The organism is Spirillospora sp. NPDC047279, from assembly GCF_040643285.1.
GTDB lineage: Bacteria > Actinomycetota > Actinomycetes > Streptosporangiales > Streptosporangiaceae > Spirillospora.
Genome location: NZ_JBEYUA010000019.1, coordinates 25609 through 50109, shown reverse-complemented (window position 1 = coordinate 50109; position 24501 = coordinate 25609). Strand labels below are relative to the sequence as shown.

The following is a 24501-nucleotide window of genomic DNA, read 5'->3' as shown; positions in this document are numbered from 1 at the left end:
CCCGTCAGCCCCGTGATTCGTTCTGAGCTTCGGTGTTCTGCCGTTCGCTGTTCTGCCGTTCGCTGTTCTGCCGTTCGCTGTTCTGCCGTTCGCTGTTCTGCCGTTCGGTGTCCTGGGCGTTCTGGGCGCGCTGGATCGTCTCGGCGAGCCGCTTGATCCGCTGCAGCCGGGCGTCCCAGGCCTGCCCGACCGACGTCAGCTGCGCGACCGCGCGGGCGAGCTGGGCCTCGTCCACCCGGTAGCGCCGCTCCCGGCCCTCGGGCGTCGCCAGGACCAGGCCGGCCCGGTCGAGGACGCCCAGGTGCTTGGCCACCGCCTGGCGGGTGACCGGCAGCCGCCGGCTCAGCGTGGTCGCGGTGCCGGCCTCGACGAGCAGCAGGTCGAGCATCCGGCGCCGGGTCGGGTCGCCGATCGCCGACCACAGGTCGTCGTCGACCTGGTCCGCCGTCGTGGTGGTCACGCCCGCGCCCCCAGCGCCGCCACGTACGGCGCGATCCGCGCCAGGTAGAAGTCCCAGCCGGAGCCGTGGTCCTTGTACTGGTGCTCGAGCAGGGCGGCCTCCCAGCCCATCTCGCGGAAGCCGGACTCGGTCATCTTCAGCAGCGTCCCGCCGCGCGAGGCGGTCAGGTCGAACGTGACCAGCAGCGAGTTGCCCTCCACCGCGGGCTCGCCGGCCGGGTGCGTCCAGCGGAACGAGAACGTGTGCGGCGGCCGGGCCTCGACCACGGTGAACGCCACCACCGTCCCGCCGTCGTCGCGGTCGCCGAAGACGATCTCCCCGGGCGCCCCCGGCGCGAGGTCGTACCGGGCGTCGTCCGGCCACCACTCCTTGACATGGCCGGGGCTGCTCACCACCTCGAAGACGACCTCGGGCGGCGCCTCGACGAAGATCTCACGCTCGATCGTGCCGAACTCCATGACTTCCTCCTGCAACCTTTGGTTGCATATGAAGATAGCCGCGGAGATGGTCGATGCGCAACCTTCGGTTGCGTTAGATGTGGGGCGAGTAGAGGGCCGAGAGGAAGCGGATGAGAAGGGCCTCGCGGGTCGGCGCGGGGAGGGCGTCGAGGATGGCGTTGACGACGGCCATCTCCGGGTCGCCGTCGCCGCCGAGGTCGACGCCGACCGAGGCCAGGAGCCCGGCGAAGTCGGCGTCGGTGAGAGCGTCGAGGTCGAGGGCGGACAGGGCCTCGGCCAGCTCGGCCGGAACGTCGGGCGGGCCGGACTCGCGGGCGGCGGCCGTGGCCTCGGTGAGCGCCGCCAGGAGCGGCTCGACGCGGAGCCCGCTCACCCCGGTGAGCGTCATGTGCAGGTTGGCGGGGCTGGCTCCGGACGAGAGCTGCACCTGGAAGAACCAGCCGCGCGAACGGGCCTCGTCGGCGATCGTGAAGACGTTCAGGGCGGGGTCGTCGGAGGCGATGGCGACCAGGGGCGCGTCGGGCTCGCCGAGCACGCGCAGGCCGGGGATCTCCGCGACGCCGGCGACGAGCCGTTCGGCGGCGGTCATGGCGCCCTCGGCGAGCTCGCGGTAACCCTCGGCGCCGAGGGCCTGGAGCGTCGTCCAGGCCGCGCCGAGCGGCCCGGCGCTGCGGCTGCTCTGCACCGTGGTGTTGATCACCGGGTAGCCGGGCCAGGAGGCCGCGGCGAAGTAGGCGCGGCGCCGCATGGCCTCGTCGGCGAACAGGACGACGGACGCCCCCTTGGGCGCGTAGCCGTACTTGTGCAGGTCACAGGAGATCGAGGTCACGCCGGGGACCGAGAGGTCGAACGGCGCGACCTCGCGGCCGTTCTCGCGGAGCCACGGCAGCACCCAGCCGCCGACGCAGGCGTCCACGTGGCAGGGCACGCCCGCGCCGGCGGCCAGGGCGGCGATGTCTGCGACGGGGTCGAGGACCCCGTGGGCGTAGGAGGGGGCGGACGCGACGACGAGGACGGTGCGGGGCGTCAGGGCGGCGGCGACCTGGGCGGGGTCGGCGCGGAAGGTGCCCGGGTCGACGGGCACGGAGGTGAGCTCCATGCCGAGGTAGCTCGCGGCCTTGGCGAACGCGGGGTGGGCCGTCACCGGCGCCACGAGCTGGGGCGTGCCGTCGACCGGGCGGGCGTCGCGGGCGGCTTTGACCGCCAGCATGATCGACTCGGTGCCGCCGCTGGTGAAGATGCCGGGCGTGGCCGCGGTGCCGCCGAGGCGTTCGGCGACGGCCGTGACCAGGCGGCGCTCCAGGGCGACGATGCTCGGGAACGCCGTGGGGTCGAGGCAGTTGACCTCGAGCATCTCCAGGTGGGCGCGGGCCGCGGCGTCGTGCACGTCGGCGCGGCCGGTGTCGTAGACGTAGGCCGTCACGTTGCCGCCGCGGACGGGCAGGTCGCCGTCCCGCAACCGCGCCAGCTCGGCCAGCAGGTCGGCGGCGGGCCGCCCGGTCTCGGGGAGGCCGGAGGGGGTCTCATGCGGCGACATGGTCGTCCTTTCGGGCGCCGGCGGCGAGCCGCCGGTAGGCGAACAGCAGGGGGACGCTGACCGCGAGCAGCAGCGCGGGAACGAGGGTGAACCCGGCCGACAGCCCGGCCAGGGCGGAGCCGGGCTGGGTGACGGGGTCGTCGAAGTCGGCCGAGCGGAACGAGGTCGCGGCGAGGATCAGCGCGAAGACGCCGGGGCCCAGGGCCAGCGCACCGGTCTCGGCCGCGGTCCAGAGGCCGGTGAACGCGCCGGACTGCGCGTGGCCGGTGCGCTCGGCGTCGGCGTGCACCGTCTCGGGCAGGAGGGACAGCGGCAGCAGCTGGGTCGCGGCGTAGCAGAGGCCGATCACGCCGGTGAGGGCCAGCACGGCGCCGGTCGCTCCGGCCGCGACCGCCGGACAGAGCCCGAGGGCCGCGATCGCGAAGATCACGACGGCGGCGAGGTAGCAGGGCACGATGCCGTGGCGGCGGGCCAGCACGCGCCACAGCGGCACGGCGACCGCGCTCGGCGCGACCATGCAGACGAACATCGTCGAGGTGAGGCCGTAGTCGCCGAGCTTGTAGGTCGCCACGTACGGCGCCCCGGCGAGCATCACCGCGACCGCGAGCGACTGGGCGGCGAACGAGCCGAGCAGGGCGAAGAACGGCCGGTTGCCGCGCGCCAGCCGGAACGCGGCGGCCAGGCCGAGCGGCCGCGGGCCGGGGCGGGACGGCACCCACCGGGTGGCGAGGGCGCTGGCCACCAGGGCGGCGCCGAGGAGCAGGCCGACGACCACGCCCATCACCGCGTAGCCGCGCCTGCCGTCACCGGCGGCGTCCACCAGGACCGGCGCCAGGCCGCCGGCGAGCAGGATGCCCAGGGTCAGGCAGACGACGCGCCAGGCCATGGCCCGGCCGCGCTGGTCGGGTTCGGGCGAGATCTCGGCGGGCAGCGCCACGTACGGCACCTGGAAGCAGGCGAACGCGCTGGCGGCGAGCAGGAAGGCCAGGCCCGCCCAGGCGGCGGCCAGGCCCGGGGAGTCGCCAGGGACGGCGAACATGGCCGCGAACAGGACCGGAAGCGTGAGGGCGCCGGCCAGCAGCAGGCGGGACCGGTGCCCGGTGCGGACGGCCTCGCGGTCGCTGGCGGCGCCGACGATCGGGTTGAGCAGGACGTCCCACGCCTTGGGGATCACCAGGACGGCCGCGGCGACGGCCGCCGAGACGCCCAGGACGTCGGTGAGGTAGTAGAGGAGGAGCAGCCCGGGGACGGCGGAGAAGACGCCGGTGCCGACCGAGCCGATCCCGTAGCCGAGCAGCCGCCCGCGGCCCAGCGGGGCGCTCATCCGGGCAGGCCGAGCAGGCGGTCGACCAGCAGGTGGAGGTGGGCGCGGAAACGCTCGACCTCGCGGGGGTCGCCGACGCCCTGGCGCCGTCCGTCGGGGTCCAGGACGCCGCCGCGGGCGAAGCCGTGGGTGCACCAGATGACCGTCATGACGGCGTACTCGACGTCGACGCCGGCGCCGACGGCGGGCTTGACCGCCGCGCAGATCATCTCGATCATCGGCCGCACGTAGAGGCTCTCCAGATGCGCGACGTCGGCCGCGTCGGAGAGCCACCGGTGCATCCACAACGCCGGGATCTCCGGGCGTTCGACGCCGAAGTCGAGGTAGGCGTCCAGGAGCCGGTGGATCCCGGGCCCGTCCGGGGTGAAGGTGGCGAGCACGTTCTCCAGGGCGGTGCGTTCGGCGTGGTGCGCACGTTCCATGACGGCCAGGTAGAGGTCGCGCTTGCCGCCCGCGTGGTAGGCGACGGTGGCGATGTTGAGCCCGGCGGCCTCGGCGATCATGCGGGTGGAGGTGCCGTCATAGCCGAGCTCCGCGAACAGCCGGGTGGCCACGTCCAGAACGCGCTCCGGGGTGGAGTCGCTGGTCATACCGCCACGTTAGGCACCGGGCGCTGGTTCCGTCAATCGATTGATGGAAACGTGGGCCGTCATGGCGGTGGTGTCGCCCGGAGCCCGGATGGCGAGGTCTCCGGCGGGCGAGCCGGTGACCGCGAACGGCTGGCGGGCGTACACGGGCCTGCGCGCGCGGAACGACAGCTCGCCCACCGCGTGGCCGGCCCTGCGCGGCGGCTCCAGGCACAGGATCGCCAGCAGCGGGCCGTGGACGACCAGGCCGGCGTGCCCCTCGACCGTGGTCGCGTACGCCTCGTCGTAGTGGATGCGGTGGGCGTTGTAGGTGAGGGCGCTGAAGCGGAACAGGGTCACGGGATCGGCGGCGAACGGCAGCAGCCACTCGGCGCTGGCCTCCGGAGCCTCGTAGGAGATCGCGGCGGGGGCGGCGGCCGGGTCGCCACTGCGGTAGACGAGGTCCTGCTCCTCGACGGCGATGGCGGTGCCGCCGCGCAGGAAGGTGTGCCGGACGGTGACGAAGAGCATCTCACCGCTGCGGCCCTGCTTGAGGGCGGTGCCGGCGAGCTCGGCGCGGCGGGTGACGGTGTCGCCGAAGCGGATCGGCTCGTGCACGGTGAGGCGCCCGCCCGCGAACATGCGGCGGCGGTCCGGGATCGGCGGCAGGAAGCGCCCCTCCCGGGGGTGGCCGTCCGGGCCCAGGTCGCGCCGCGGGACGCGGTCGAGGAAGTGCAGCCACTGCCAGAGCGGCGGGAGGTGGCCGGACGGGGGCTCGGTGTCCAGCACCCCCGCCAGGGCGAGCGCGGGCCCGGGGTCGATCGTCTCGGTCGTCTCCTCGGGCTCGGGCGCCCAGCCGGTGACGTCGATCACGCGACCGCCCCCTTGGCGCGCAGCTCGGCCGCGTCCAGGCCGAGGGACGCGAGGATCGTGTCGGTGTGCTCCCCCAGCTCCGGCGCGGGCACGGCGGCGCGTTCACCGGCGTCCAGCGGCGAGGCGGGGGCGCGGAGGCGGCCGACGCCGGGCTGGTCGATGTCGCCGAGCATCGCGCTGCCGTCCAGGTCGATCTCGCCGAAACGGCGGTACGGGGACCACAACACCGCCGTGCCCTCCAGCGCCGTCGCGACCTCGGCGAGCGTCCGCGCCTCGAACCAGGGCGCGATCAGGGCGGCGAGCGCCTCCCGGTGCCGGAAACGGTCGCCGTCCACCGCGAAGTCGGCGCCCAGCAGGCGCGCCAGCTCCGCGACCGTCTCCGCCACGCCGGTGACCTCGCAGAGGTCGGTGAAATGGCGCTCGGTCATCGCCACCACCATGACCCGGCCGTCGGCGACGGCGAAGTCGCGGCCGAACCCGCCGAAGAGGTAGTTGCCGACGCGCGGCCGTTCCTGGCCGAGCTGCGCCTCGGCCAGGAAACCGAGGTTGCCTGCGGTGGCGAGCGCGACGTCGTAGAGCGGAAGCCTGATCCGCGCACCCTCGCCCGTCCGGGACCGGCGGCGTTCGGCGGCGAGCAGGCCCACCGCCGCGTAGAGGCCGCACGCCACGTCCCAGGCCGGCAGGACGTGCGACACCGGCGCGGCGTGGTCGGCAGGGCCCGTCACCTGCGGAAAGCCCATCTCGGCGTTCACCGTGTAGTCGACGGCGGGCCCGCCGCCCGGGTGCCCCTCGATCTGGAGGTGGACGAGGTCGGGCCTGGCCTCGGCGAGCGCCTCGTACGACAACCAGCCGCGCCCGACCGCGTTGGTCAGCACGATCCCGGCGTCGGTGGCGAGCCGCGTCACCACGTCCCGCCCCTCCGCCGACCGGAAGTCCACGGTGATCGAACGTTTGCCCTTGTTCATGCCGGTCCACAGGAGGCTGGTGCCGGACGGGGCGAGCGGCCAGCGCCGGACGTCGGCCGCGCCGCCCAGCGGGTCGACCCGGATGACGTCGGCGCCGAGCTGGGCGAGCGTCATGCCGCCCAGCGGAGCCGCCACGAAGCTGGAGATCTCGACGATCCGCAGCCCTTCCAGCATGATCGGTCCCCTCTCACCGGTTGCGGGCAGTATGGCGGAGGGTCCGACGCGCCGATCGGCCGGGGCGGGCCGGATCGGCCGGAGCAGCAGGGGGCGGGCCGGTCAGCCGGGCGGCGGCACGATGGGGGTCACCAGCAGCCGTCCGATCATGACCACGGCCGCGGAGACCATCGAGAGGGTCGCCCGCCGCAGGATCGGGTCGTCGCGCTGCGCCCACAGGGTCAGCGCCGTCGCCCAGGCAGCGTCGCGGGCGCGGGCGACCGAGAAGGTGCTCAGGATGTGCTCGAGCGCCTCGGCGTCCTTGGTGGCCAGCCTCAGCAGCGGGGGCTCGTACGCCTCCCTGATCTCCGCCTCGACGCGTTCCAGCAGCTCGTTGACCTTGAGGTAGTCGGCGTGGACGGACCGCACGTACGGCGACCTCTTACGTTCCTCGCAGGTCGCGACGACGGCGAGCGCCAGGTCGTGGGCGATGTGCGCGTTCATGCCGGCGAGCGCGAACTGCGCGGGCCAGACCCTGCGGTCGCCGCGCCCGCCGAACACCGGGGTCCACACCGGGTGCGGGCGGATGCCGGCCAGGTCGGCGTCCACCGCGTCGAAGTAGAGCCCGGCGAAGACGACCGCCAGCCGCTCGGTGAAGGCGTCGTCGGCGAAGAAGCCCTCGGCCAGGCTGCCGCCGAGCAGCCGGGTGACGCTCAGGTACATCCGGTTGAAGCAGGCGACCCCGTCGCGCGGGTCGAGGCCGCCCTGGACGGCCTCCATGCGGTCGATGAGCTCCTGTACGGCCTGGGGCGCGTTCGGGGGCGGAGTGTCCTTCACACCCCAGGCGTACAACCGGTCATCGAGTCGGTCAACGGCCGATACCGGACTCCGGGTCGGCGGATGGCGGGGTCAGAGGCGTTCGAGGATGGTGACGTTGGCCTGGCCGCCGCCCTCGCACATGGTCTGGAGGCCGTAGCGGCCGCCGGTGCGCTCCAGCTCGTGCAGGAGGGTGGTCATCAGGCGGGCGCCGGTGGCGCCGAGCGGGTGGCCGAGCGCGATCGCGCCGCCGTTGGGGTTGGTCTTGGCGGGGTCGGCGCCGGTCTCCTTCAGCCAGGCCAGCACGACCGACGCGAACGCCTCGTTGATCTCGATGGCGTCGATGTCGGCCATGGTCATGCCGGTCTTCTTGAACGCGTACGCGGTGGCGGGGATGGGCGCGGAGAGCATGCGGATCGGGTCCTCGCCGCGCGCCGAGATGTGGTGGATGCGGGCCCGCGGCGTGAGGCCGTGGTCGCGCACGGCCTGCTCGGACGCGATGAGCAGCGCGGCGGAGCCGTCGGAGATCTGCGAGGAGAGCGCGGCGGTGAGGCGGCCGCCCTCGACCAGCGTCTTCAGGCCCGCCATCTTCTCCCGGGTGGTGTCGCGGCGCGGCCCCTCGTCGGTGGTGACCCCCTCGTACGGGGCGATCTCACGTTCGAAGCGGCCCTCGTCGATGGCGCGGATCGCGCGCTGGTGCGACTCGTAGGCGAACGCCTCCATCTCCTCGCGGGAGATGTCCCAGTCGCGGGCGATCCGCTCGGCCCCGGCGAACTGCGAGACCTCGCCGTCGCCGTAGCGGCGCACCCAGCCCTTGGAGCCGGCGAACGGGCCCTTGTCGAAGCCGAGCGGCTCGGCGGCGGTCATCGCGAACGCGATCGGGATCTGCGACATGTTCTGCACGCCGCCCGCCACCACCAGGTCGGAGGTGCCCGAGAGCACCGCCTGCGCCGCGAAGTGCACGGCCTGCTGGGACGAGCCGCACTGCCGGTCGACCGTCACGCCCGGGACCTCCTCGGGGAGCCCGGCGGCCAGCCAGCAGGTGCGGGCGATGTCGCCGGCCTGCGGCCCGACGTTGTCGACACAGCCGAAGACGACGTCCTCGACCGCCGCCGGGTCGACCTTCGTACGGTCCATCAGCGTGGACAGGACGTGGGCGCCCAGGTCGGCCGGGTGCGCCCCGGCCAGTCCGCCGCCGCGCCGCCCGACCGGCGCGCGGACCGCGTCGACGATGTAGGCCTCGGCCATTGGCATGTCTCCTTACGAGGGGGGTGAGCTCGCCTGGATCCCTTCCAGGACCATGGCGAGATACTGCTTGGCGATCTCTTCGGCGGACAGCCGCCCGCCCGCCTGGTACCAGTTGGCCGCGACCCACACGGTGTCGCGGATGAACCGGTAGACCAGGGTCCGGTCGAGGTCGGCGCGGAAGGCGCCCTCCTCGGCGCCCCGGGCCAGCAGCGAGGTCCACATCTCCTCGAACCGCCGCTGCGAGTCGAGGAGGTAGTGGAAACGTTCGCCGGTGGCCAGGTGCTTGGACTCGTTCTGGTAGATCACGACGGCGGGCCGGTGCCGGTCGATCGAGCGGAACGACTCGACGACGAGCGCCTCGAGCGTCTCGCGCGCGCCGAGCCCGGCGGCGAGGATCCGCTCGTAGGCGGCCCACATCTCGTCGAGGAACGTCGACAGGATCTCGTCGGCCATCGACTCCTTGGAGTCGAAGTGGTAGTAGAGGCTGCCGCCGAGGATCCCGGCGGCGTCGGCCACCTTCCGGACGGTGGTGGCGGCGTACCCCTGGGAGGCGAACACCTCGGCGGCGGTGGCGAGCAGCTCGGCCCGCCGTTCCGCCCTCGCCGCGGCGGTGCCTTCGGCGTCGCGCCGTCGTGGACTCATTTCCTGGGCTCTCTGATCAGGCTCGCTGGGAGGAGACGGAGACGACCTCGCCCGTCATGTAGGACGAGTAGTCGCTGGCCAGGAAGACGATAACGTTGGCCACCTCCCACGGCTCGGCGTAGCGGCCGAAGGCCTCCCGGCGGGTCAGCTCGTCCAGCAGCTCCTCCGACGTCACCTTGACCAGGTGCGGGTGCATGGCCAGGGACGGCGAGACCGCGTTGATCCGGACGCCGAAGTCGGCGGCCTCCAGCGCGGCGCAGCGGGTGAGCGCCATGACGCCGGCCTTGGCGGCGGCGTAGTGCGACTGGCCCTTCTGCGCCCGCCAGCCGATCACCGACGCGTTGTTGACGATCACGCCCGAGCCCTGGCCGCGCATGTGGCGGAGGGCGGCGCGGGTGCAGCGCATCGTGCCGTTGAGGGTGATGTCGAGGACGCGGCTCCACGCCTCGTCCTCCATGTCGACCAGGTCGGCGGTGCCGCCGAGGCCGGCGTTGTTGACCGCCACGTCGATGCGGCCGAACCGTTCGATCGCCAGGTCGTAGAGCGCCTGGACCTGCTCCTCTGACGTCACGTCGCAGGGCAGCGCGGCGACCCGGTCGGCGCCGAACTCCTTCTCCAGGGCCGCGGCCGACTCCCCCAGGCGCCGTTCGTGCGCGTCGGAGATCACCACGCGGGCGCCCTCCTCCAGGCAGCGGCGGGCGGTCGCGCCGCCGATCCCGGCGCCGGCCGCGGCGGTGATGACGACGGCGCGGTCCTTGAGCAGGTCGTGCCCGGGAACGTACGGGGGCGGCGGGGTCACGGGCGGGCCTCTCTGATCTTGGGCTCACGCGGAAGGCCGAGGACACGCTCGGCGATGATGTTGCGCTGGATCTCGTTGGACCCGGCGTAGATGGTGTCGGAACGCGAGAAGAGGAAGAGCCGCTGCCAGTCGTTCAGGTCGTAGGGCTGTGTCTCCTCCGTCCCCCTGTCGGGGGCCCGCCCCCGCCTCCCGTCCGCGACGAGGGCGGACGCGCCGAGGACGTCCATGGCCAGCTCGCCGAGGTCGCGGTGCCACTGGCCCCACACCAGCTTGGAGATGGACGACTCGGGGCCGGGCGCCCCGGCCGCCACGCCCGCCATCGTGCGCGTGGCGTTGAGGCGCATGATCTCCAGGCCCATCCAGGAGCGGGTGAGCCGGTCGCGCAGCAGCGGGTCGTCGATCGCGCCGGTGCGGCGGGCCAGCTCGATGACGCCCTCCAGCTCGCGGCGGAAGCCGACCTGCTGGCCGAGCGTGGCGACGCCGCGCTCGAATCCCAGGGTGGCCATGGCGATCTTCCAGCCGTCGCCGGGCGCGCCCACGATGTTGCCGGCGTCCGTACGCGCGTCGTCGAAGAACACCTCGTTGAACTCAGAGGTGCCGGTGAGCTGCACGATGGGCCGGATGTCGACACCGTCCTGCCTCATCGGGACCAGGAGGTAGGACAGCCCGTTGTGGCGCACCGAGCCCGGTTCGGTACGGCAGACGACGAAGCACCAGTCGGACTCCACGGCGAGGGAGGTCCACACCTTCTGCCCGTTGACGCGCCAGCCGCCGTCCTCCAGGACGGCGCGGGTCTGCACGTTGGCCAGGTCGGAGCCGGCGTTGGGCTCGGAGTAGCCCTGGCACCACAACTCCTCGACGGCGGCGATCGGCGGCAGGAAGCGGGCGCGCTGCTCGTCGGTGCCGAACGCGATGATCGTCGGGCCGAGCAGGTTCTCGCCGATGTGGCCGACCCGGGCGGGGGCTTCGGCGAGCGCGTACTCCTCGTTGAAGATGACCTGCTGCTCGACGCTCGCGCCGCGGCCGCCGTACTCCCGCGGCCAGCCCACGCACGTCCAGCCTGCCGCGGCCATGTGCCGCTCCCAGGCGAGCCGTTCCTCGAAGGCCTCGTGCTCGCGCCCGGGGCCGCCGAGCCCGCGGGCGTGCGCGAACTCGCCGGACAGGTTGTCCTCGAGCCAGTCGCGGACCTCGGCCCGGAAGGCCCGGTCCTCGGGGGTCTCGTTCTGGTTCACGGGGCGACTCTACCAAACACTTGTTAGAAAGAATCGTGGCCCCGGAGTGCGGGATCAGGCGACGCGCAGCGCGAAGAGCGTGGTGTCGTCGGCGAGGCGGTCGTGCCCCATGCGGTCGATGATGTCGTCGAGAACGTGGTGCAGGTCGTCGCCGTGCCCCTCCGCGGCGATCCGCGCCAGCTTGTCGATCTGGAGGTCCAGGTCGCTGCGGCGCCGTTCGACCAGCCCGTCGGTGTAGACCACGAGCAGGTCGCCGGTCTCCAGCCGGGTCGTCGTGGTCGCGTAGTCCATCCCGGGGAACGCGCCGAGCAGCGGGTCGGGCTCGCCGCGGACCTCCAGCCGGCGGGCCCGGCCGTCGCGGACCAGGATGGGCGGCGGGTGCCCGGCGGCGGCCCAGGTCAGCTCCCCGCTCTCGGGGTCGAACTGCGCGACCACCGCCGTGCCGGTGGTCGCGGGGCCCAGATCGTTGACCAGGTCGTTCAGCCAGCCGAGCAGGTGCCCGGCGCCCTCGCCGGTGTAGGCGAGGCCCAGCAGCCCGTTGCGCATGCGCGCCATGTCGGCGGTGGCGGACAACCCGTGACCGCTGGCGTCACCGATCGCGAACAGCGAGCGGCCGTCCGGCATCACCCGCGTCACGTACCAGTCGCCGCCGATGCGGGCGGTGTTCTCGGCCGGGATGCTCCGGACCGCGGCGCGCACCCCGGGCGCGCCCGCGAGCACCTGGTCGGGCGGCAGCACCGCGCGCCGCAGCGTCAGCGCCACCTGCCGCTCCCGGGCGCTCTCGCCCTGGAGGCGGAGCAGGTCGCGGCGGGTCTCGGCCAGCGCGCCCTCCATCGAGCGGCGGCTGGTGACGTCCTGGGTCAGCGCGCTGATCCCGGTCAGCATGCCCGCGCGGTCGAACGTCGGCTCGGCGTGCAGCCACAGATGGCGGTTCGCGCCCTCGGGGGTGCGGATCCGGTACTCGACCTGGACGGGCTCGCGGCGCTTGAGCAGGACGTGCACGGCCTGCTCGAACAGCGGCAGGTCGGCGGGGTCGACGATCTTCTGGAAGTCGTCGCCGCCGACCGGGCAGTCCTCCGGGCCGCGCCCGTAGTTGGCGAGCATCTGCGGCGACCAGTCCGTCTCGTCGGTGGCCAGGTTCCACTCGCCGAAGCCGATCCTGGCGAGCCGCTCGGAGCGGTCGAGCCGGCGCCGGATCCGCTCCTCCTCGTCATGGAACCGCCAGCTCACGCAGATGCCGGTCGGCACCCGGACGCAGCGCAGGCTCATCCGGACCGAACGCGAGGTCCCGTGGTGCACGGTCGTGTAGTCGAACGGCTCGCGCGCGTACGGGCGGCCGGTCTCCAGCACCTCCACGTACCTGGGGAAGATGCCGTTGAGAAGCGAGCCCGGATCGGTGCGCAGCAGCCGCTGCCCGATCAGCTCCCCGGGCGGGCGGCCGAAGACGTCCTCGTTGGCCTCGCCGTTCACCGCGTACAGGAAGTCGACCACGTGGCCGTCCTCCGCCCGGACCGGCACCAGGAGGCTGGCCGAGCCGAGCGCCGACTCGATCACCGCCCGTGCGGCCGGGTCGTCGGGGACGGCGGCCAGCAGGTCGGCGTCGCCGGCGGTGTCCTCCGCGGTCAGCCTGTTGAGCACCTCCTCGACGGCGGGCGGCGCGCCGTCGTCGTCGAGCGCGCCGGCTGCGGGCGCCGTGGCCGCGGCGAAGGCGCCGACCGAGGCCGCGGTGGCTGCCGGGGCCGCGTCACGATCCTCGGCGCCGTCGCCGCCCCGGCCCCCGGCGGCGTCCGCGGCCTCCTGCTCGGCGCTCGCGGGGTGCCCGGCGACGATCTCCTGGCGGGCCGCCGCGATGGACGACAGGAGGCTCTCCCGGGTCGGCAGTTGCTCGGGCGGGTGCGAGCCGCCCCGGCCGGCGGGCCCGTGCGCGACGAGCAGCTCCGCCGTCTCCTCCAGGCCCATGGCCAGGTCCCTGGCGAGCCAGATGAGGTGCTGCAACGCCTCGGCCTCGTGGCAGCCGAGCCGGTCCGCGAGCACCACGCGGGCCTCGGCCACCACCGCCCTGTCGCGCATGGCCGCCCGCAGCTCGTTCAGGTCGGGCATCTTCATCCCGGCTGACCCCGTCCGTCGGCATGCTCCAGCAGAATCCGCATCCCAGAAATATAGGACCGATTCCCGACACTCGCGTCCACGGACCACCAAATGGTTACACCGAGGAACAAGCTAGAGCATTGCTCGCTTAAAGGTCAGGTCACGAATCAACCCCGAGAATCTCTTCGTTGCGGGCCGGAGGGCCCGTCGCCGCCCCTTCGGGCAACGGCGCGGGAAATTCACCGTCGACCTGAGCCCTTCGACCAATTTGCACCGGAATGGCACCCGGATCACGGTGCAGGAGGGCGAAGAGCCGTTCCCACCGGTCGAGGACGAGATCGGGGTGGAAACGCAGCACCGACTCGCGCGCCCGCGCGCCCATCGTCCGCCGCGCCGCCGGGTCGTCCATGAGCCGGCCGAGCGCCGCCGCGAAGGCCGCGGTGTCCCCCGGCGGCACCAGCGTCCCGTCCGCGCCGTCGGTGATCAGCTCGCGGACGCCGGGCGCGCAGTCGAACGCGACCGACGGCAGCCCGTAGGCCATCGACTCCAGCACCGACAGGGGCAGGCCCTCGTCGCGCGACGGCAGCGCGAAGATCGACGCCCCGGCCAGTGCCGCCTCGACGTCGGCGGTGACCCCGCGGAACTCGACGGAGCCGGCGATCCCGGCCCGCTCGGCGCGTTCGCGCAGCTCGTCCTCCTGCGGGCCGCCGCCGTACAGCCGCAGCCGCCAGCCGGGATGCCGGGGCGCGACGTCCGCCCACGCCTCCAGCATCATGTCCAGGCCCTTCTCGTACGAGAGCCGCCCGACGCAGACCACGACCCGCTCGCCGAGCGTGGGGAACCGGCCGGGCGACACGTGCAGCGGGTTCGGCATGTGGTCGGCGTTGGTCATGCCGTCCCGCGCCCAGGCGTCGGCGTCCTCGGGCGTGAGCGCCAGCATCCGGTCGACGCCTGCGAAGTGCTCCCTGACCCGGCCGTACCGCGACGAGCGGCGGGTCGCCCCGTACGACTCGTGACTCATCCCGATGACCTTGAGCCCGGTCGTGTCGGCGAGCGCGACCCATTCCATCGCCCAGATCTGCGCGGCGATGACCACCGCGCCGGGACGTGCCGCGGCGAAAAGCGCGGTCAGCCGGTCCGCGCCCTTCCGCATTTCCCTGGTCCGCCGGTGATCACGCCTGCGCGCCGCGAGGTCGAGCCGTGCGGTCATCGTCCGCGGCCGCCATTTGAGGACCGGCGATTTCCATTCCTCGTAAAGGGTGACCACGCGGTAGGCGTCGTCGGGCCCGTAGTCGTGCGGCTCGGGCGCGTGGTGGACGCCGACGAGGGTCACCGAGTGCCCGCGCGCCGACAGCAGGCGGGCCATGTGGTGCGCCCAGCGTTGCAGCCCGCCCATGGTGTCGGTGTTGTTGCAGACGATGAAGACGTCACGAGGCTCGGCCACGCGGGCTCCTTTTCCTGGAGGTTTCCCTGGAGGTGCGCCGGGCGGTCCTGGCGCCCCGGAAGACCCGGTCGACCACCGTCCGGGCGGCGTCGCCCCGGTCGTGCTCGCCGAAGCGGCCGGCGAAGGCGTGCCGCCGTCCCGCCCCCGGGTCGCCCCCGGCCGCGAGCACGGACAGCTCGGCGAGCAGCTCGTCCTCCGTGCGGGTGATGGGGCCGGGCGCGTGCTCGGCCAGGTCGAAGTAACCGCGCCCCAGCTCCACCTCGTCCGGGAGGTGGAACACCATCGGGCGGTCGAGCAGCGCGTAGTCGAACATGATCGAGGAATGATCGGTGACCAGGCCGTCCGCCAGCAGCAACAGCAGCGTGACGTCGGGCACGTTCCCCACGTTCCGCATCGTGCCGCGGACGCCGGGCGGCAGCTGGACGGTGCACAGGTAGTGCGGCCGGACGAGCAGCAGCAGGTCGTCGCCCAGCTCGCGGGCGAACCGCGCCGGGTCGACCGGCGGCTCCAGGGCCCGGACCGGACGGCCGTCGGGTCCCGAGCGGAACGTCGGCGCGTACAGCACCACCCGGCGCGGGTCGCCGGTCAGGTCGAGCCGCTCGCGCAGCGCGGCGAGCTCGGCGGCCAGCTCGGGATCGCCCCGCCCCCCGCTGACCAGCGGGTCGTTGCGCGGGTAGCCGGCGGGCAGCAGCTCGGACCGCACGCCCAGCCCCGGCACGAGGGTGTCCAGGTCGTGGTCCGAGCGCACCAGGAAGCAGTCGTAGCGGTCGACCATGCGCCGCAGCCGCTGGCGCTGGCCGCGCGTGCCGCTCTTGAGCGCCGGCTGGTCGAACCCCATGGTCTTGAGGGCCGACCCGTGCCAGGTCTGGAGGTAGGTGGTCTCCGGGCGTTTGCGGATGCCGTCGGGGAAACCCTGGTTGTCGATCCAGAACTCGGCGCGCGCCAGCGCCAGGAAGTAGCCCCAGGAGCCGCGCCTGACCAGCGTCGCGTCCTTCGGGAATCCGCGGGCGGACGACTCGTACGACCAGATCGCCTTCACCGGCGGGCCGGAGCGCCGCAGCTCGCGGTAGATGTACTTGGGGTTGTCGGAGTACTGCTTGCCGAGGTGGCTCTCGAAGACGGCGCTGCCATGGCGGACGGGCAGCCTGCTGAGCACCCGGTTGAAGACCGCGATCTTGGTCTTGCGGCTGGTCAGCGTCCGCCGTACCGACCGTTCGGTCCTGCGGACGCCCGCCCAGGCGCGGCGGCCCGCGCCGGTGCGGGCGGCCCACTGCGCCGCGGCCATGGTCGCCCGGGTCAGCCGGCCGCCGCCTTCGAGCTTGAACGCCAGATGGCCGGAGTCGGTGACGTAGGAGCGCGCGCCGTCGGCGGCGAGCCTGGTCAGGCGCGGGCGCACGGGCAGCACGACGCCGTCGAACGCGGCGCCCCCGCCGGTCCCCTCCCCCGGCCGGGTGACGATCTCCTCGCCGTCGACCTCCAGCCGCAGCCGCACGTCCCACACCGGGTCGGCGAGCCCGTACGGGCGGAGCCGCTCCCGCGGGTCGAAGTCGGCGCGCCAGCGGATCCGGCCGCCCTCGTGCGTGACGGTGGCCGGGACGCGGCGCACCCGGGTCGGGCGGCGCCGGTCGTTCAGCTCCAGCGTGGCGGCGAGCTCGGCGCGCGCGGGCACCCGCTCCAGCGGGTTCAGCACCAGGCCCTCCAGGCCGGCCCGGCCGCCGCGCAGGCGCAGCTCGGTGATCGTGTTGGCGAGCGACATCTCGCGGAGCGGACGCTGGTGCAGGCCGAGGCCGGTGACGTCGAGGACGCGGCGGGCCAGGGCGCTGTCGGCGCGGCGCGTGCCCCAGAAGATCCGGCCGTCGTGCTCGCGCAGCTCGGTGCGCAGTTCCAGCCGCTTGCCGCGGCCGTACTCGGCGGCGGCCAGCGCCCCGTTGAGGTCGCGCTCGCGCACCAGGAACGCGGCGATCGCCGGCACCGGGTTGGCCTCGGCGAACACCCGCGGCTCCAGCTCGGCCAGGTAGGCGGCCGCGAGCTCCAGGAAGCCGGCGCGGTAGACGGTGTCGCGGTCGCGCAGGTCGCGCAGGTAGAGCAGGAGATCGTGGTTGACGAACTTGGCGTCCTTGGCCCGCTTCAGCTCGTACGCGCCGCGCAGCCGGAACAGCGCGTCGATCCGGCGGTGGATCTCCAGGCGGTCGGCGAAGTTGGCCAGCTCGGCGCGGCGGTTGGAGATCGACGGCGCGGTGGCCGCCTTGGGCTCGACGTACCAGTTGTAGACGCGGTGCGGGATGAGCGCGGTGCGCTCGGCGGCCAGGTAGGCCTCGGCGGAGAACAGCAGGTCCTCGTAGTGCAGGCGTTCGACGAAGCGCAGCCCGTGATCTTCCAGGAACTCGCGGCGGTAGGCCTTGTTGGTCGACAGCGTGTCGTACAGCAGGTTGGGGTTGTCCTCCAGCCCGCTGTAGACCGCGCGGCGCGCGTACAGCCACGGGTACCAGGCACGTTCCTTGGACGGGCGGTCGCGGCGGGGATCGAGCAGGATCCGGGTGCAGAGCCCCGACACCAGGTCGGCCCCGCTCTCCTCGCCGGCCGCCAGCAGGTTGAGGCACGCGTGCCGGTCCAGGCTGTCGTCGCTGTCGAGGAACATCACGTACCGGCCGCGGGCGTGCTCGACGCCGACGTTGCGCGGGACGCCGCAGCCGCCGGAGTTGGCGGGCAGCCGGACCGACCGCACCCGGTGCGGGTGCTGGGCCGCGAGGGCGTCGGCGAGCTCGCCGGTCCCGTCGGTGCTCGCGTCGTCCACGACGACCGCCTCGACACCGCCGAGCGACTGGTCCAGTACCGAGCCGACCGCGCGCGGCAGCCGGGCGGCGTCGTTGTAACCGATCACGACGACACTGACATCCGGCCGTACCGGCATCCGGGCGCCCCCTCCCACAACTGCACCATTTGCCGTGTTCCTTTCCAGAAACTCGGATCGTGGCGCTAAGGACGGGCAAAGCGTCCGAATGATTCGCATTACCCGCCCGCTCCCACCAGGGCGGATACGCCGGAAGGCGCCCGGCCGGGGAGCCGGGCGCCTTCCGGTGGGCCTTGAGGGCAGGCCCGTGGGGAGAAGCTTGGGTCAAGCCTCGGGTCAGGCCTTGGAGGGGCCCTTCTTGTAGTCGGCGTAGTCGGGGTAGCCGTAGCCGACGATCGAGGACTTGGACCGGGTCTTCTTCACCACCGAGTTGCTGATGTTGCCCTCGACGGTGGAAACGGTGCCGTCGCCGTTGTCCTTGACGACCATTCCGACGTGGTCGATGCCACCGATGCCGCCGGACGAGCCGTTCTGCCAGTCGAAGAAGACCAGGGCGCCGGGCTTGGCCGTCTGGCCCCAGCGGCCCTGCTTCTCCAGCCACTTGGCGTGCTGGACGGTGTAGGCGTCCCAGCCCATTCCCTTGACGCCGGTCTGCGCGCCGACCCAGGAGACGAACATGTTGCACCAGGCGGCGCCGTTGTACTGGGCGACCCGGCCGCCGTCGCGCTTGGCGGTCAGCTTGGCCTCGTTGGTCCCGATGTACCAGTCGTGGAACTTGGTCTGGCCGTTGCTGCCTTCCCTGATCCCCACCTGCTTCATCGCGAGCTTGATCGCCGCGGCGGAGCTGGTCAGCTTCTTCGGGGCCGACTTCTTCCCGGCCCCGGCCTTCTTGGCCGCCTCGGGGGCGTGCGCCGCACCGGCCGCGACCTGGGCGTCCGGCCGGGTGTCGGCGGTGGCGCCGACACCGAAGGGGTTGAGGACGGCGAGCCCGAGGGCGCCGACCAGGACGGCGCCCACGGCGACGCCCACGGCGGTGTTCGGGTCGTCCGACGCGAGCTTGGCCCGGACGGTGTCGGACGCCGTCTTCACGGTGTTGCGATCGAGCATGAAAGAGAACTCCCTAACTCCCATGTCGCCTACCGGGTTAGCTGACGGATTCGGGCATGGAAGAGCCCTACGGCGCACGCTGAGGAGCGCCGATTCACCCCTGAAAGTGGGTCCCCGGCTCCGCATCCTTGTGAGGGGGGATGCGGACTCGGCCAGAGGGTGCCGCGGACTGCGGCACCCGGCTATTCGGATGGATCTCGATATACGAGGGGGCGCGGATCACACGCCGCGCGGGTCATGGCCGGGTAATGCGGCCATGGTCGGGGGTCAAGGCCAGATGGGGCACGAGACCGTCGCAACGCATGGAGCGCGTCGCTAGATTCGGACAGAAGGTATCAAACTCTCACGAGATGGCAAACCAGTACCAAGAATTGGTCTCGCGAGGTCATGAGACCCCAACGTGGGCACCGGCCCCGGTCATTCCCGAGTCGCCCAAGTCCTGGTCAAGATTGTGGTCAAGGCGTCGCCGGGCCCCGGTCCGCCGGGAACCAACCGATCATGGCGTACAACTCAGGCGGGCAGTATCCGGACGCGGGAGGGCGCTATCCCGACGCCGGCGGGCAGTATCCGGAACCCGGACGGTATCCCGACCCCGGCGGACGGTATCCGGAGACCGCGCCGGCCGGCCCTCCGGCGCGCGGGTCCCGGCGGCCCCCGGTCAACGCGGGCCGGCTCTGGGCGGGCGGGGTCGCGACCGCCGTCGTGGCCGCCGCCGTCGGCATCGTGGGGCTCTTCATCGCCCGCGGGCTCTTCGACATCCCCGTGTGGCTGCCGGACGGGGAGTACCGGGTGATGGACGCCACGGCCGCCCGGATCGCCGGCATCGGCGCGCTCGCCGCGCTGGCCGCCACCGGGATCCTGCACCTGCTGCTGGTGACGACGCCCGCACCCCGGCAGTTCTTCGTCTGGATCGTGATGCTCGCCACGCTGATCGCGATCCTGTGGCCGTTCACCACGGGGATGAGCCTGTCCAGCAAGCTCGCGGGCGCGTCCATCGCGTTCGCGACGGGCCTGGCCATCGGCATGCTGCTCACCTCCGTGGCGGCCTCGGCCGTCCGCGGCCCCGCCAGGGCCTGACGGGTGGCCGTTCTCACCGGCCGGGCGCGGGCGCTGCTCCCGCTCGCGGTCCCCGCGCTGCTCGTCGGCATCGGGTCCAGCCTCGTGCTGCTCGCGCTGGACGCGGTCGCCGAGGGTCTCCAGGACGTCCTGTGGGACGGCCTCCCGGGAGTGTTCGGCGCCTCAGGCGAGAGCCCCTGGTGGACGCTGGTCGTCCTGACCCTGACGGGCATCGCGGTCGGGCTGGTGGTCTGGAAGGTCCCCGGGCACGCCGGTCCCGACCCGGCGACCGAGGGCCTGGTCGGGCCGCCGATCCCGGTCGCGGTGGTGCCGAGCCTGCTGGTGGTCACCGCGTTCGCGCTGGCGGGCGGGGTGAGCCTGGGGCCGGAGAACCCGATCACGGCCGTCAACATCGCGCTCGCGTTCGCCCTGGGCGTCCGGCTGGTGCCCGCGATCTCCGGCGAGAGCTGGCTGGCCATGGCCGCGGCGGGGACGATCGGCGCGCTGTTCGGCACACCGGTGGCCGCCGCGCTGATCCTGTCGGAGATGCCGCTCGGCAAGCCGGGCGTGCCCCTGTGGGACCGGCTGTTCGCCCCGCTGGTCGCCGCGGCGGCCGGGGCGCTGACGACGGCGTGGTTGTCCCATCCGATGATCGCGTTCGACCTGCCCGCGTACCGCGGCCCCGCGCTCGCCGACCTGCTGAGCTCGGTGCTGATCACGCTGGCCGCGTGCGTGATCGGGCTGGCCGCGGTGTACGCGTTCCCGCACGCGCACGCGCTCTTCCGGCGGATCCGCCACCCGTTCGTCATGATCGCGACCGGCGGCGTCCTGCTCGGGGTGCTGGGCATGATCGGCGGCCAGATCACGCTCTTCAAGGGCCTCGCGGAGACCGGGGAGCTGCTGGCCCACGCGCCGCCCTACTCCGCCGGGGCGCTGGTGCTGATCATCGTCGTGAAGCTCGCCGCCCTCGTCATCGCGGCGACCTGCGGGTTCCGGGGCGGCCGGATCTTCCCGGCCATGTTCGCCGGGGTGGCGATCGGCATGCTCGCGGTCACCCTCGTGAACACGATCCCGGTGTCGCTCGCGGTCACCTGCGGCGTGCTCGGCGTCCTCGTCGCGGTCACCCGGCAGGGCTGGCTGAGCCTGTTCGCGGCGCTGGCGATCGTCGGGGACGCGAAGCTGCTGCCGGTGCTCTGCGTCGCCATCCTGCCCGCGTGGCTGCTGGCGACCGGACGGCCCGAGATGCTGGTCGGGGGCGGGCACGAGCCGGCCGGGGCGAAGCCCGCCGCCGGCCTGGCATGAGGCGCGCCGTCCGGTGACGAGGCCGCCGTTCGCAGGTGGGGCCGCCCTTCGGAGGTGGGCCACCGTCCGGTGGCGAGGCAGCCGTCGCGGAATGCGCACGCGCCGCGACCGCCGTTCGTGGCAGGCTAGTTTCATGATCGAAGCAGGCGCGCGATGAGGCGCACCGTCACCCGCCTCGCCGACGGGCGCCAACTGATCTACTTCGACCGCCGCGACGACGCCGACCGGAGCGCCGCCGACACCCGGCCGCTGCCCGATCGCGCGCCCGCGTCCGAACTCCGCCACGACCCGCTGCTGGACGAATGGGTGGCCGTGGCCGCCCACCGCCAGAGCCGCACCTTCCTGCCGGCCGCCGACGACTGCCCGCTCTGCCCGTCATCACCCGGCCACCCCACCGAGATCCCCTCGTCCGGCTACGAGGTCGTCGTCTTCGAGAACCGTTTCCCCTCGTACGGCCCGGGGCGCGGGCGCTGCGAGGTGGTCTGCTTCACCGCCGACCACGACGGCTCGTTCGCCGGACTGCCGCCCGCCCAGGTGCGGACGGTCGTCGAGGCCTGGGCCGACCGCACCGCCGAGCTCTCCGCGCTGCCCGGCGTCGAGCAGGTCTTCTGCTTCGAGAACCGCGGCGAGGCGATCGGCGTCACCCTGCACCACCCGCACGGCCAGATCTACGGCTACCCGTTCGTGCCGCCGCGCACCCGCCGCATGCTCGACGTCGCCCGCCTCCACCCCGGCGACCTCTTCGCCGAGGCGCTCGACGCCGAACGCGCGGGCCCCCGGGTCGTGGCAGCGAACGCGCACTGGACGGCCTTCGTCCCGCACGCCGCGCGCTACCCGTTCGAGGTGCACCTCTACCCGCACCGCCGCGTCCCCGACATCCCCGCCCTCGACGAGGCCGAACGCGAGGCCTTCGGCCCTCTCTACCTGGACGTGCTGCGGCGCCTCGACCGGCTCTTCGGCTTCCCGCTGCCCTACGTCTCCGCCTGGCACCAGGCGCCCGTCCGCACCGACCGCGAGCTGGCCTGGCTGCACCTCGAGCTCTTCTCGGTCCAGCGCGCGCCGGGAAGGCTCAAGTACCTCGCCGGCTCGGAGTCGGCGATGGGCGCGTTCATCAACGACGTCTCCCCCGAAGAAGCCGCCCGGCGCCTCCGCGAGGCGTGAACGCGGGCCACTTTCCGGGATTGGATCGAGACACCGATGACCGAGCTCCCTAGCGTTCCTTCCATGGACCCCCGCCTCGCCGGCGACCTGGCGCGTACGCCCGACCTGCTCGAGGCCGTCCGCGCCCGCGCCGTCCAGATTCTCGCCGCCCTCCCCGACCGCCCGGCCGCCGTGCCGCCGCCGCCCGCCAAGCCCTCGCCGCTCCCCGCCGGCGCCGGCCTGGAAGGGGCACTGGCGGAGTTCTCCGAACGCTGGGAGCCGGGCTTCTCCGGCAGCGCGGGCCCCCGCTACCTGGGCTTCGTCACCGGCGGCACCACCCCCGCGGCCCTGGCCGGCGACTGGCTCACCGGCGTCCTCGACCAGAACGCGGCCCCCAGCCTCGACTCCGCCGCGTCCGACCTCGAACGCGAGACCGTCTCCTGGCTGCGCGAGCTCTTCGGCATCACCGCCGAGCACTCCGGCGCGTTCGTCTCCGGCGCCACCATGTCGAACATGGTGGGCCTGGCCATCGCCCGCGAATGGCTGGGCGAGCAGCAGGGGATCTCGGTCGCCGACGCCGGCGTCTCCGCCCTGAACGGGTGCCGGGTCTACTCCGCGACCCCGCACTCCAGCGCCTACAAGGCCCTCTCCATGCTCGGCATGGGCCGCGACAGCCTCCACCTCGTCCCCACCCTCCCCGACCGGGAGGCCATCGACGTCGACGCCTTGGCCGAGGCGCTCGCCGCCGCCCCCGGCCCCGCCATCGTCATCGCGAACGCCGGAACCGTGAACACCGTCGACTTCGACGACCTCGAGGCCATCGCCGCGCTCCGCGAGCGCCACCCGTTCTGGCTGCACGTGGACGCCGCGTTCGGCGCGTTCGCCGCCCTCTCCCCCGCCCACGCGCACCTCACCGCCGGCCTCACCCTGGCCGACTCGATCTGCGTCGACCTCCACAAGTGGCTGAACGTGCCGTACGACTCGGCCATCCAGCTCACCCGCCGCCGCGACCTCCAGGTGCGCGTCTTCCAGAACGCCGCCGCCTACCTGGGCCTGCCCACCGCCGACCCCGACTTCGTCCACCTCACGCCCGAGAACTCCCGGCGCCTCCGCGCGCTCCCCGCGTGGTTCGCCCTGCGCGCGTACGGCCTGGAGGGCCACCGTTCCATCGTCGAGCGCAACATCGCCCAGGCGCACCGCCTGGCGTCCCTCCTCTCCCCCGGTTGGCGGCTGCTCTCCCCCGTACGCCTCAACGTGGTCTGCTTCGCCCCCGCCCGAACCGACCCCGACACGGTCATCCGCTCCCTGACCGCGTCCGGCACGACGTTCCTGACCCCCACCGTCTACAAGGGAATCCCCGCCCTGCGTGCCGCGTTCAGCAACTGGCGCACCAGCGACGCCGACGTCGACCTCATCGCGAGGGAGCTCAATGCGCGAGACCGTCACCTACCTGGAGATGACCAGCCCTGACGACCTCGTCCCGGCAACGCCCCGCCCGCTGACGCTCACCCCGGCCACCCCCGGAACGCACCGCGCGCTCAACCTCCGCATCGGCACCCCGTACCGATGGGGCACGGTCACCTTCTCCGAGCCGCAATGGGCCGCCTACCTCCACGACCCCGACGCCCACGCGTACGTCATCACCTCCGGCGCCGAGAACGCCGGCCTCGCCCGCTACGCGCTGGCGTTCTCCGAGGTCGAGGTCACCACGTTCGGCCTCGTCCCCGAGTTCGTCGGCCGCGGCCTGGGCGCCTACGCGCTGACCCTCACGCTCCAGAAGGCCTGGTCGTTCTCACCGCGCCGCGTCTGGCTGCACACCTCGACGCTCGACCACCCGAACGCCCTGCCCAACTACCGCGCCCGCGGCCTGCGCCCGTTCCGCACCGAGACCCGTCAGCGCGACGCCCTGTAGAGGTCCCGGGTCAGCCTGTTCACCCGTTCGGCCGCCGCCCGGAACGAGCTCCCCGCGGGCTGCAACGTCAGCACCACGAAGATCTTGTCCCCCACGATCCCCGTCGTGTGCAGCACGGGCCGCCCCACCCCCAGGTAAGGCCCCGACACCCCCCGGAACGTCCCCTCCCTGCACCGGACCGCCGGCACGTCCCCGAACCCCGACCACCCCTGCTTGACCGCCCACGGCCGCGGAACCACCCGCGGAATCCCGAAGTACTGGTCGAACCCGTCCGTCCCGCACTGCGTCGCCCGCCGCAGCTGCCCGACCACGAACTCCCGATGCTCCTTGGGCGCCCTCTCCAGCAGGTACCGGTACGTCTTGAGCACGTCCCCCGCGCTCAACGCCGTGTACCCCCAGAACCCGGGCTTGTCCGCGGGCGGCGGCGCCGTCTCCGTCAGCCCCGCCTCGGCCCCCATCCTCCGGATGATCGCGCCCTGCCCGCCGGCCTTCCAGAAATGCGTGGCCGCCCCATCATCACTGGACCGGAGCATCCTCCCCATCAGCCCACGCTCGTCCGACCCCCGCCCCAGCGCGTCCAAAGCAATG

Annotated in this window: 22 protein-coding genes and 1 riboswitch; of the genes, 5 read left to right on the top strand and 17 right to left on the bottom strand. The window is 73.2% G+C overall.

The features are described 5' to 3' along the window. Positions 1-4: 4 nt before the first annotated feature. The 16 genes from ABZ810_RS37875 to ABZ810_RS37800 all read right to left on the bottom strand — a co-directional run bounded on the left by ABZ810_RS37875 (position 5) and on the right by ABZ810_RS37800 (position 18503). Positions 5-460 (bottom strand): metalloregulator ArsR/SmtB family transcription factor, encoded by a 456-nt coding sequence (locus ABZ810_RS37875; protein ID WP_358411617.1) that lies wholly within the window; start codon positions 458-460, stop codon positions 5-7. After that, complete coding sequence (locus ABZ810_RS37870) at positions 457-918, bottom strand: SRPBCC family protein (RefSeq protein WP_358411615.1); 462 nt, start codon at positions 916-918, stop codon at positions 457-459. Before ABZ810_RS37870 ends, ABZ810_RS37875 begins: the two co-directional genes overlap by 4 nt. A 73-nt stretch (positions 919-991) precedes the next feature. Next, on the bottom strand, positions 992-2455 hold the full coding sequence (locus ABZ810_RS37865; RefSeq protein WP_358411613.1) for an aspartate aminotransferase family protein: 1464 nt from the start codon (positions 2453-2455) through the stop codon (positions 992-994). Then, complete coding sequence (locus ABZ810_RS37860; RefSeq protein ID WP_358411612.1) at positions 2442-3779, bottom strand: MFS transporter; 1338 nt, start codon at positions 3777-3779, stop codon at positions 2442-2444. Before ABZ810_RS37860 ends, ABZ810_RS37865 begins: the two co-directional genes overlap by 14 nt. Further along, positions 3776-4369, bottom strand: a complete 594-nt coding sequence (locus ABZ810_RS37855; RefSeq protein WP_358411610.1) for a TetR/AcrR family transcriptional regulator — start codon at positions 4367-4369, stop codon at positions 3776-3778. Before ABZ810_RS37855 ends, ABZ810_RS37860 begins: the two co-directional genes overlap by 4 nt. A 9-nt stretch (positions 4370-4378) precedes the next feature. After that, on the bottom strand, positions 4379-5218 hold the full coding sequence (locus ABZ810_RS37850; protein WP_358411608.1) for a MaoC family dehydratase N-terminal domain-containing protein: 840 nt from the start codon (positions 5216-5218) through the stop codon (positions 4379-4381). Next, the gene (locus ABZ810_RS37845) at positions 5215-6357 is read right to left on the bottom strand and encodes a CoA transferase (protein ID WP_358411607.1); all 1143 of its coding nucleotides are present in this window, start codon (positions 6355-6357) and stop codon (positions 5215-5217) included. Before ABZ810_RS37845 ends, ABZ810_RS37850 begins: the two co-directional genes overlap by 4 nt. 102 nt (positions 6358-6459) lie before the next feature. After that, complete coding sequence (locus ABZ810_RS37840; RefSeq protein WP_358411605.1) at positions 6460-7173, bottom strand: DUF5995 family protein; 714 nt, start codon at positions 7171-7173, stop codon at positions 6460-6462. Positions 7174-7245: 72 nt separating this feature from the next. Further along, positions 7246-8400, bottom strand: a complete 1155-nt coding sequence (locus tag ABZ810_RS37835; RefSeq protein ID WP_358411603.1) for an acetyl-CoA C-acetyltransferase — start codon at positions 8398-8400, stop codon at positions 7246-7248. Between the two features lie 12 nt (positions 8401-8412). Then, complete coding sequence (locus ABZ810_RS37830; protein ID WP_358411602.1) at positions 8413-9042, bottom strand: TetR/AcrR family transcriptional regulator; 630 nt, start codon at positions 9040-9042, stop codon at positions 8413-8415. Positions 9043-9058: 16 nt separating this feature from the next. After that, positions 9059-9841: an SDR family oxidoreductase gene (locus ABZ810_RS37825; protein WP_358411600.1), complete on the bottom strand. Its 783-nt coding sequence runs from the start codon at positions 9839-9841 to the stop codon at positions 9059-9061. Then, positions 9838-11073, bottom strand: a complete 1236-nt coding sequence (locus tag ABZ810_RS37820; RefSeq protein WP_358411598.1) for an acyl-CoA dehydrogenase family protein — start codon at positions 11071-11073, stop codon at positions 9838-9840. The genes ABZ810_RS37825 and ABZ810_RS37820 overlap by 4 nt, the downstream gene beginning before the upstream one ends. A gap of 54 nt (positions 11074-11127) precedes the next feature. After that, positions 11128-13179: a SpoIIE family protein phosphatase gene (locus tag ABZ810_RS37815; RefSeq protein WP_358411596.1), complete on the bottom strand. Its 2052-nt coding sequence runs from the start codon at positions 13177-13179 to the stop codon at positions 11128-11130. Positions 13180-13321: 142 nt separating this feature from the next. Further along, a complete protein-coding gene (locus ABZ810_RS37810; protein ID WP_358411594.1) occupies positions 13322-14605 on the bottom strand; it encodes a glycosyltransferase in 1284 nt (427 codons plus the stop codon). Then, on the bottom strand, positions 14589-17516 hold the full coding sequence (locus ABZ810_RS37805) for a CDP-glycerol glycerophosphotransferase family protein (protein ID WP_358411593.1): 2928 nt from the start codon (positions 17514-17516) through the stop codon (positions 14589-14591). Before ABZ810_RS37805 ends, ABZ810_RS37810 begins: the two co-directional genes overlap by 17 nt. Before the next feature lie 216 nt (positions 17517-17732). Beyond that, positions 17733-18503 (bottom strand): CHAP domain-containing protein, encoded by a 771-nt coding sequence (locus tag ABZ810_RS37800; RefSeq protein ID WP_358411591.1) that lies wholly within the window; start codon positions 18501-18503, stop codon positions 17733-17735. A gap of 12 nt (positions 18504-18515) precedes the next feature. Next, positions 18516-18667: riboswitch (cyclic di-AMP (ydaO/yuaA leader) on the bottom strand. Positions 18668-19001: 334 nt separating this feature from the next. On the opposite strand from ABZ810_RS37800, the gene ABZ810_RS37795 reads away from it, so the two are divergent. The 5 genes from ABZ810_RS37795 to ABZ810_RS37775 all read left to right on the top strand — a co-directional run bounded on the left by ABZ810_RS37795 (position 19002) and on the right by ABZ810_RS37775 (position 23913). Then, entirely contained in the window at positions 19002-19580 is a 579-nt protein-coding gene (locus ABZ810_RS37795) for a DUF6069 family protein (protein WP_358411589.1), read from the top strand. Between the two features lie 3 nt (positions 19581-19583). After that, positions 19584-20861, top strand: a complete 1278-nt coding sequence (locus tag ABZ810_RS37790; protein WP_358411587.1) for an ion channel protein — start codon at positions 19584-19586, stop codon at positions 20859-20861. A 153-nt stretch (positions 20862-21014) separates the two neighbouring features. Then, positions 21015-22022: a galactose-1-phosphate uridylyltransferase gene (gene galT / locus ABZ810_RS37785; RefSeq protein ID WP_358411585.1), complete on the top strand. Its 1008-nt coding sequence runs from the start codon at positions 21015-21017 to the stop codon at positions 22020-22022. Positions 22023-22085: 63 nt separating this feature from the next. Next, the gene (locus ABZ810_RS37780) at positions 22086-23471 is read left to right on the top strand and encodes an aminotransferase class I/II-fold pyridoxal phosphate-dependent enzyme (protein ID WP_358411583.1); all 1386 of its coding nucleotides are present in this window, start codon (positions 22086-22088) and stop codon (positions 23469-23471) included. Further along, positions 23431-23913, top strand: a complete 483-nt coding sequence (locus tag ABZ810_RS37775; protein ID WP_358411581.1) for a GNAT family N-acetyltransferase — start codon at positions 23431-23433, stop codon at positions 23911-23913. The genes ABZ810_RS37780 and ABZ810_RS37775 overlap by 41 nt, the downstream gene beginning before the upstream one ends. Here the strand turns inward: ABZ810_RS37775 and ABZ810_RS37770 are convergent. Continuing rightward, positions 23895-24455 (bottom strand): hypothetical protein, encoded by a 561-nt coding sequence (locus tag ABZ810_RS37770; RefSeq protein ID WP_358411579.1) that lies wholly within the window; start codon positions 24453-24455, stop codon positions 23895-23897. The genes ABZ810_RS37775 and ABZ810_RS37770 overlap by 19 nt on opposite strands. Positions 24456-24501: the final 46 nt, after the last annotated feature.

What these genes read in the sequence shown, in the direction of transcription:
- ABZ810_RS37870 (WP_358411615.1), bottom strand. Translation starts at nt 918, where the DNA reads ATGGAGTTCGGCACGATCGAGCGTGAGATCTTCGTCGAGGCGCCGCCC.
- ABZ810_RS37865 (WP_358411613.1), bottom strand. Translation starts at nt 2,455, where the DNA reads ATGTCGCCGCATGAGACCCCCTCCGGCCTCCCCGAGACCGGGCGGCCC.
- ABZ810_RS37860 (WP_358411612.1), bottom strand. Translation starts at nt 3,779, where the DNA reads ATGAGCGCCCCGCTGGGCCGCGGGCGGCTGCTCGGCTACGGGATCGGC.
- ABZ810_RS37855 (WP_358411610.1), bottom strand. Translation starts at nt 4,369, where the DNA reads ATGACCAGCGACTCCACCCCGGAGCGCGTTCTGGACGTGGCCACCCGG.
- ABZ810_RS37845 (WP_358411607.1), bottom strand. Translation starts at nt 6,357, where the DNA reads ATGCTGGAAGGGCTGCGGATCGTCGAGATCTCCAGCTTCGTGGCGGCT.
- ABZ810_RS37835 (WP_358411603.1), bottom strand. Translation starts at nt 8,400, where the DNA reads ATGGCCGAGGCCTACATCGTCGACGCGGTCCGCGCGCCGGTCGGGCGG.
- ABZ810_RS37830 (WP_358411602.1), bottom strand. Translation starts at nt 9,042, where the DNA reads ATGAGTCCACGACGGCGCGACGCCGAAGGCACCGCCGCGGCGAGGGCG.
- ABZ810_RS37815 (WP_358411596.1), bottom strand. Translation starts at nt 13,179, where the DNA reads ATGAAGATGCCCGACCTGAACGAGCTGCGGGCGGCCATGCGCGACAGG.
- ABZ810_RS37805 (WP_358411593.1), bottom strand. Translation starts at nt 17,516, where the DNA reads ATGCCGGTACGGCCGGATGTCAGTGTCGTCGTGATCGGTTACAACGAC.
- ABZ810_RS37800 (WP_358411591.1), bottom strand. Translation starts at nt 18,503, where the DNA reads ATGCTCGATCGCAACACCGTGAAGACGGCGTCCGACACCGTCCGGGCC.
- ABZ810_RS37795 (WP_358411589.1), top strand. Translation starts at nt 19,002, where the DNA reads ATGGCGTACAACTCAGGCGGGCAGTATCCGGACGCGGGAGGGCGCTAT.
- galT (WP_358411585.1), top strand. Translation starts at nt 21,015, where the DNA reads ATGAGGCGCACCGTCACCCGCCTCGCCGACGGGCGCCAACTGATCTAC.
- ABZ810_RS37780 (WP_358411583.1), top strand. Translation starts at nt 22,086, where the DNA reads ATGGACCCCCGCCTCGCCGGCGACCTGGCGCGTACGCCCGACCTGCTC.
- ABZ810_RS37775 (WP_358411581.1), top strand. Translation starts at nt 23,431, where the DNA reads ATGCGCGAGACCGTCACCTACCTGGAGATGACCAGCCCTGACGACCTC.
- ABZ810_RS37770 (WP_358411579.1), bottom strand. Translation starts at nt 24,455, where the DNA reads ATGGGGAGGATGCTCCGGTCCAGTGATGATGGGGCGGCCACGCATTTC.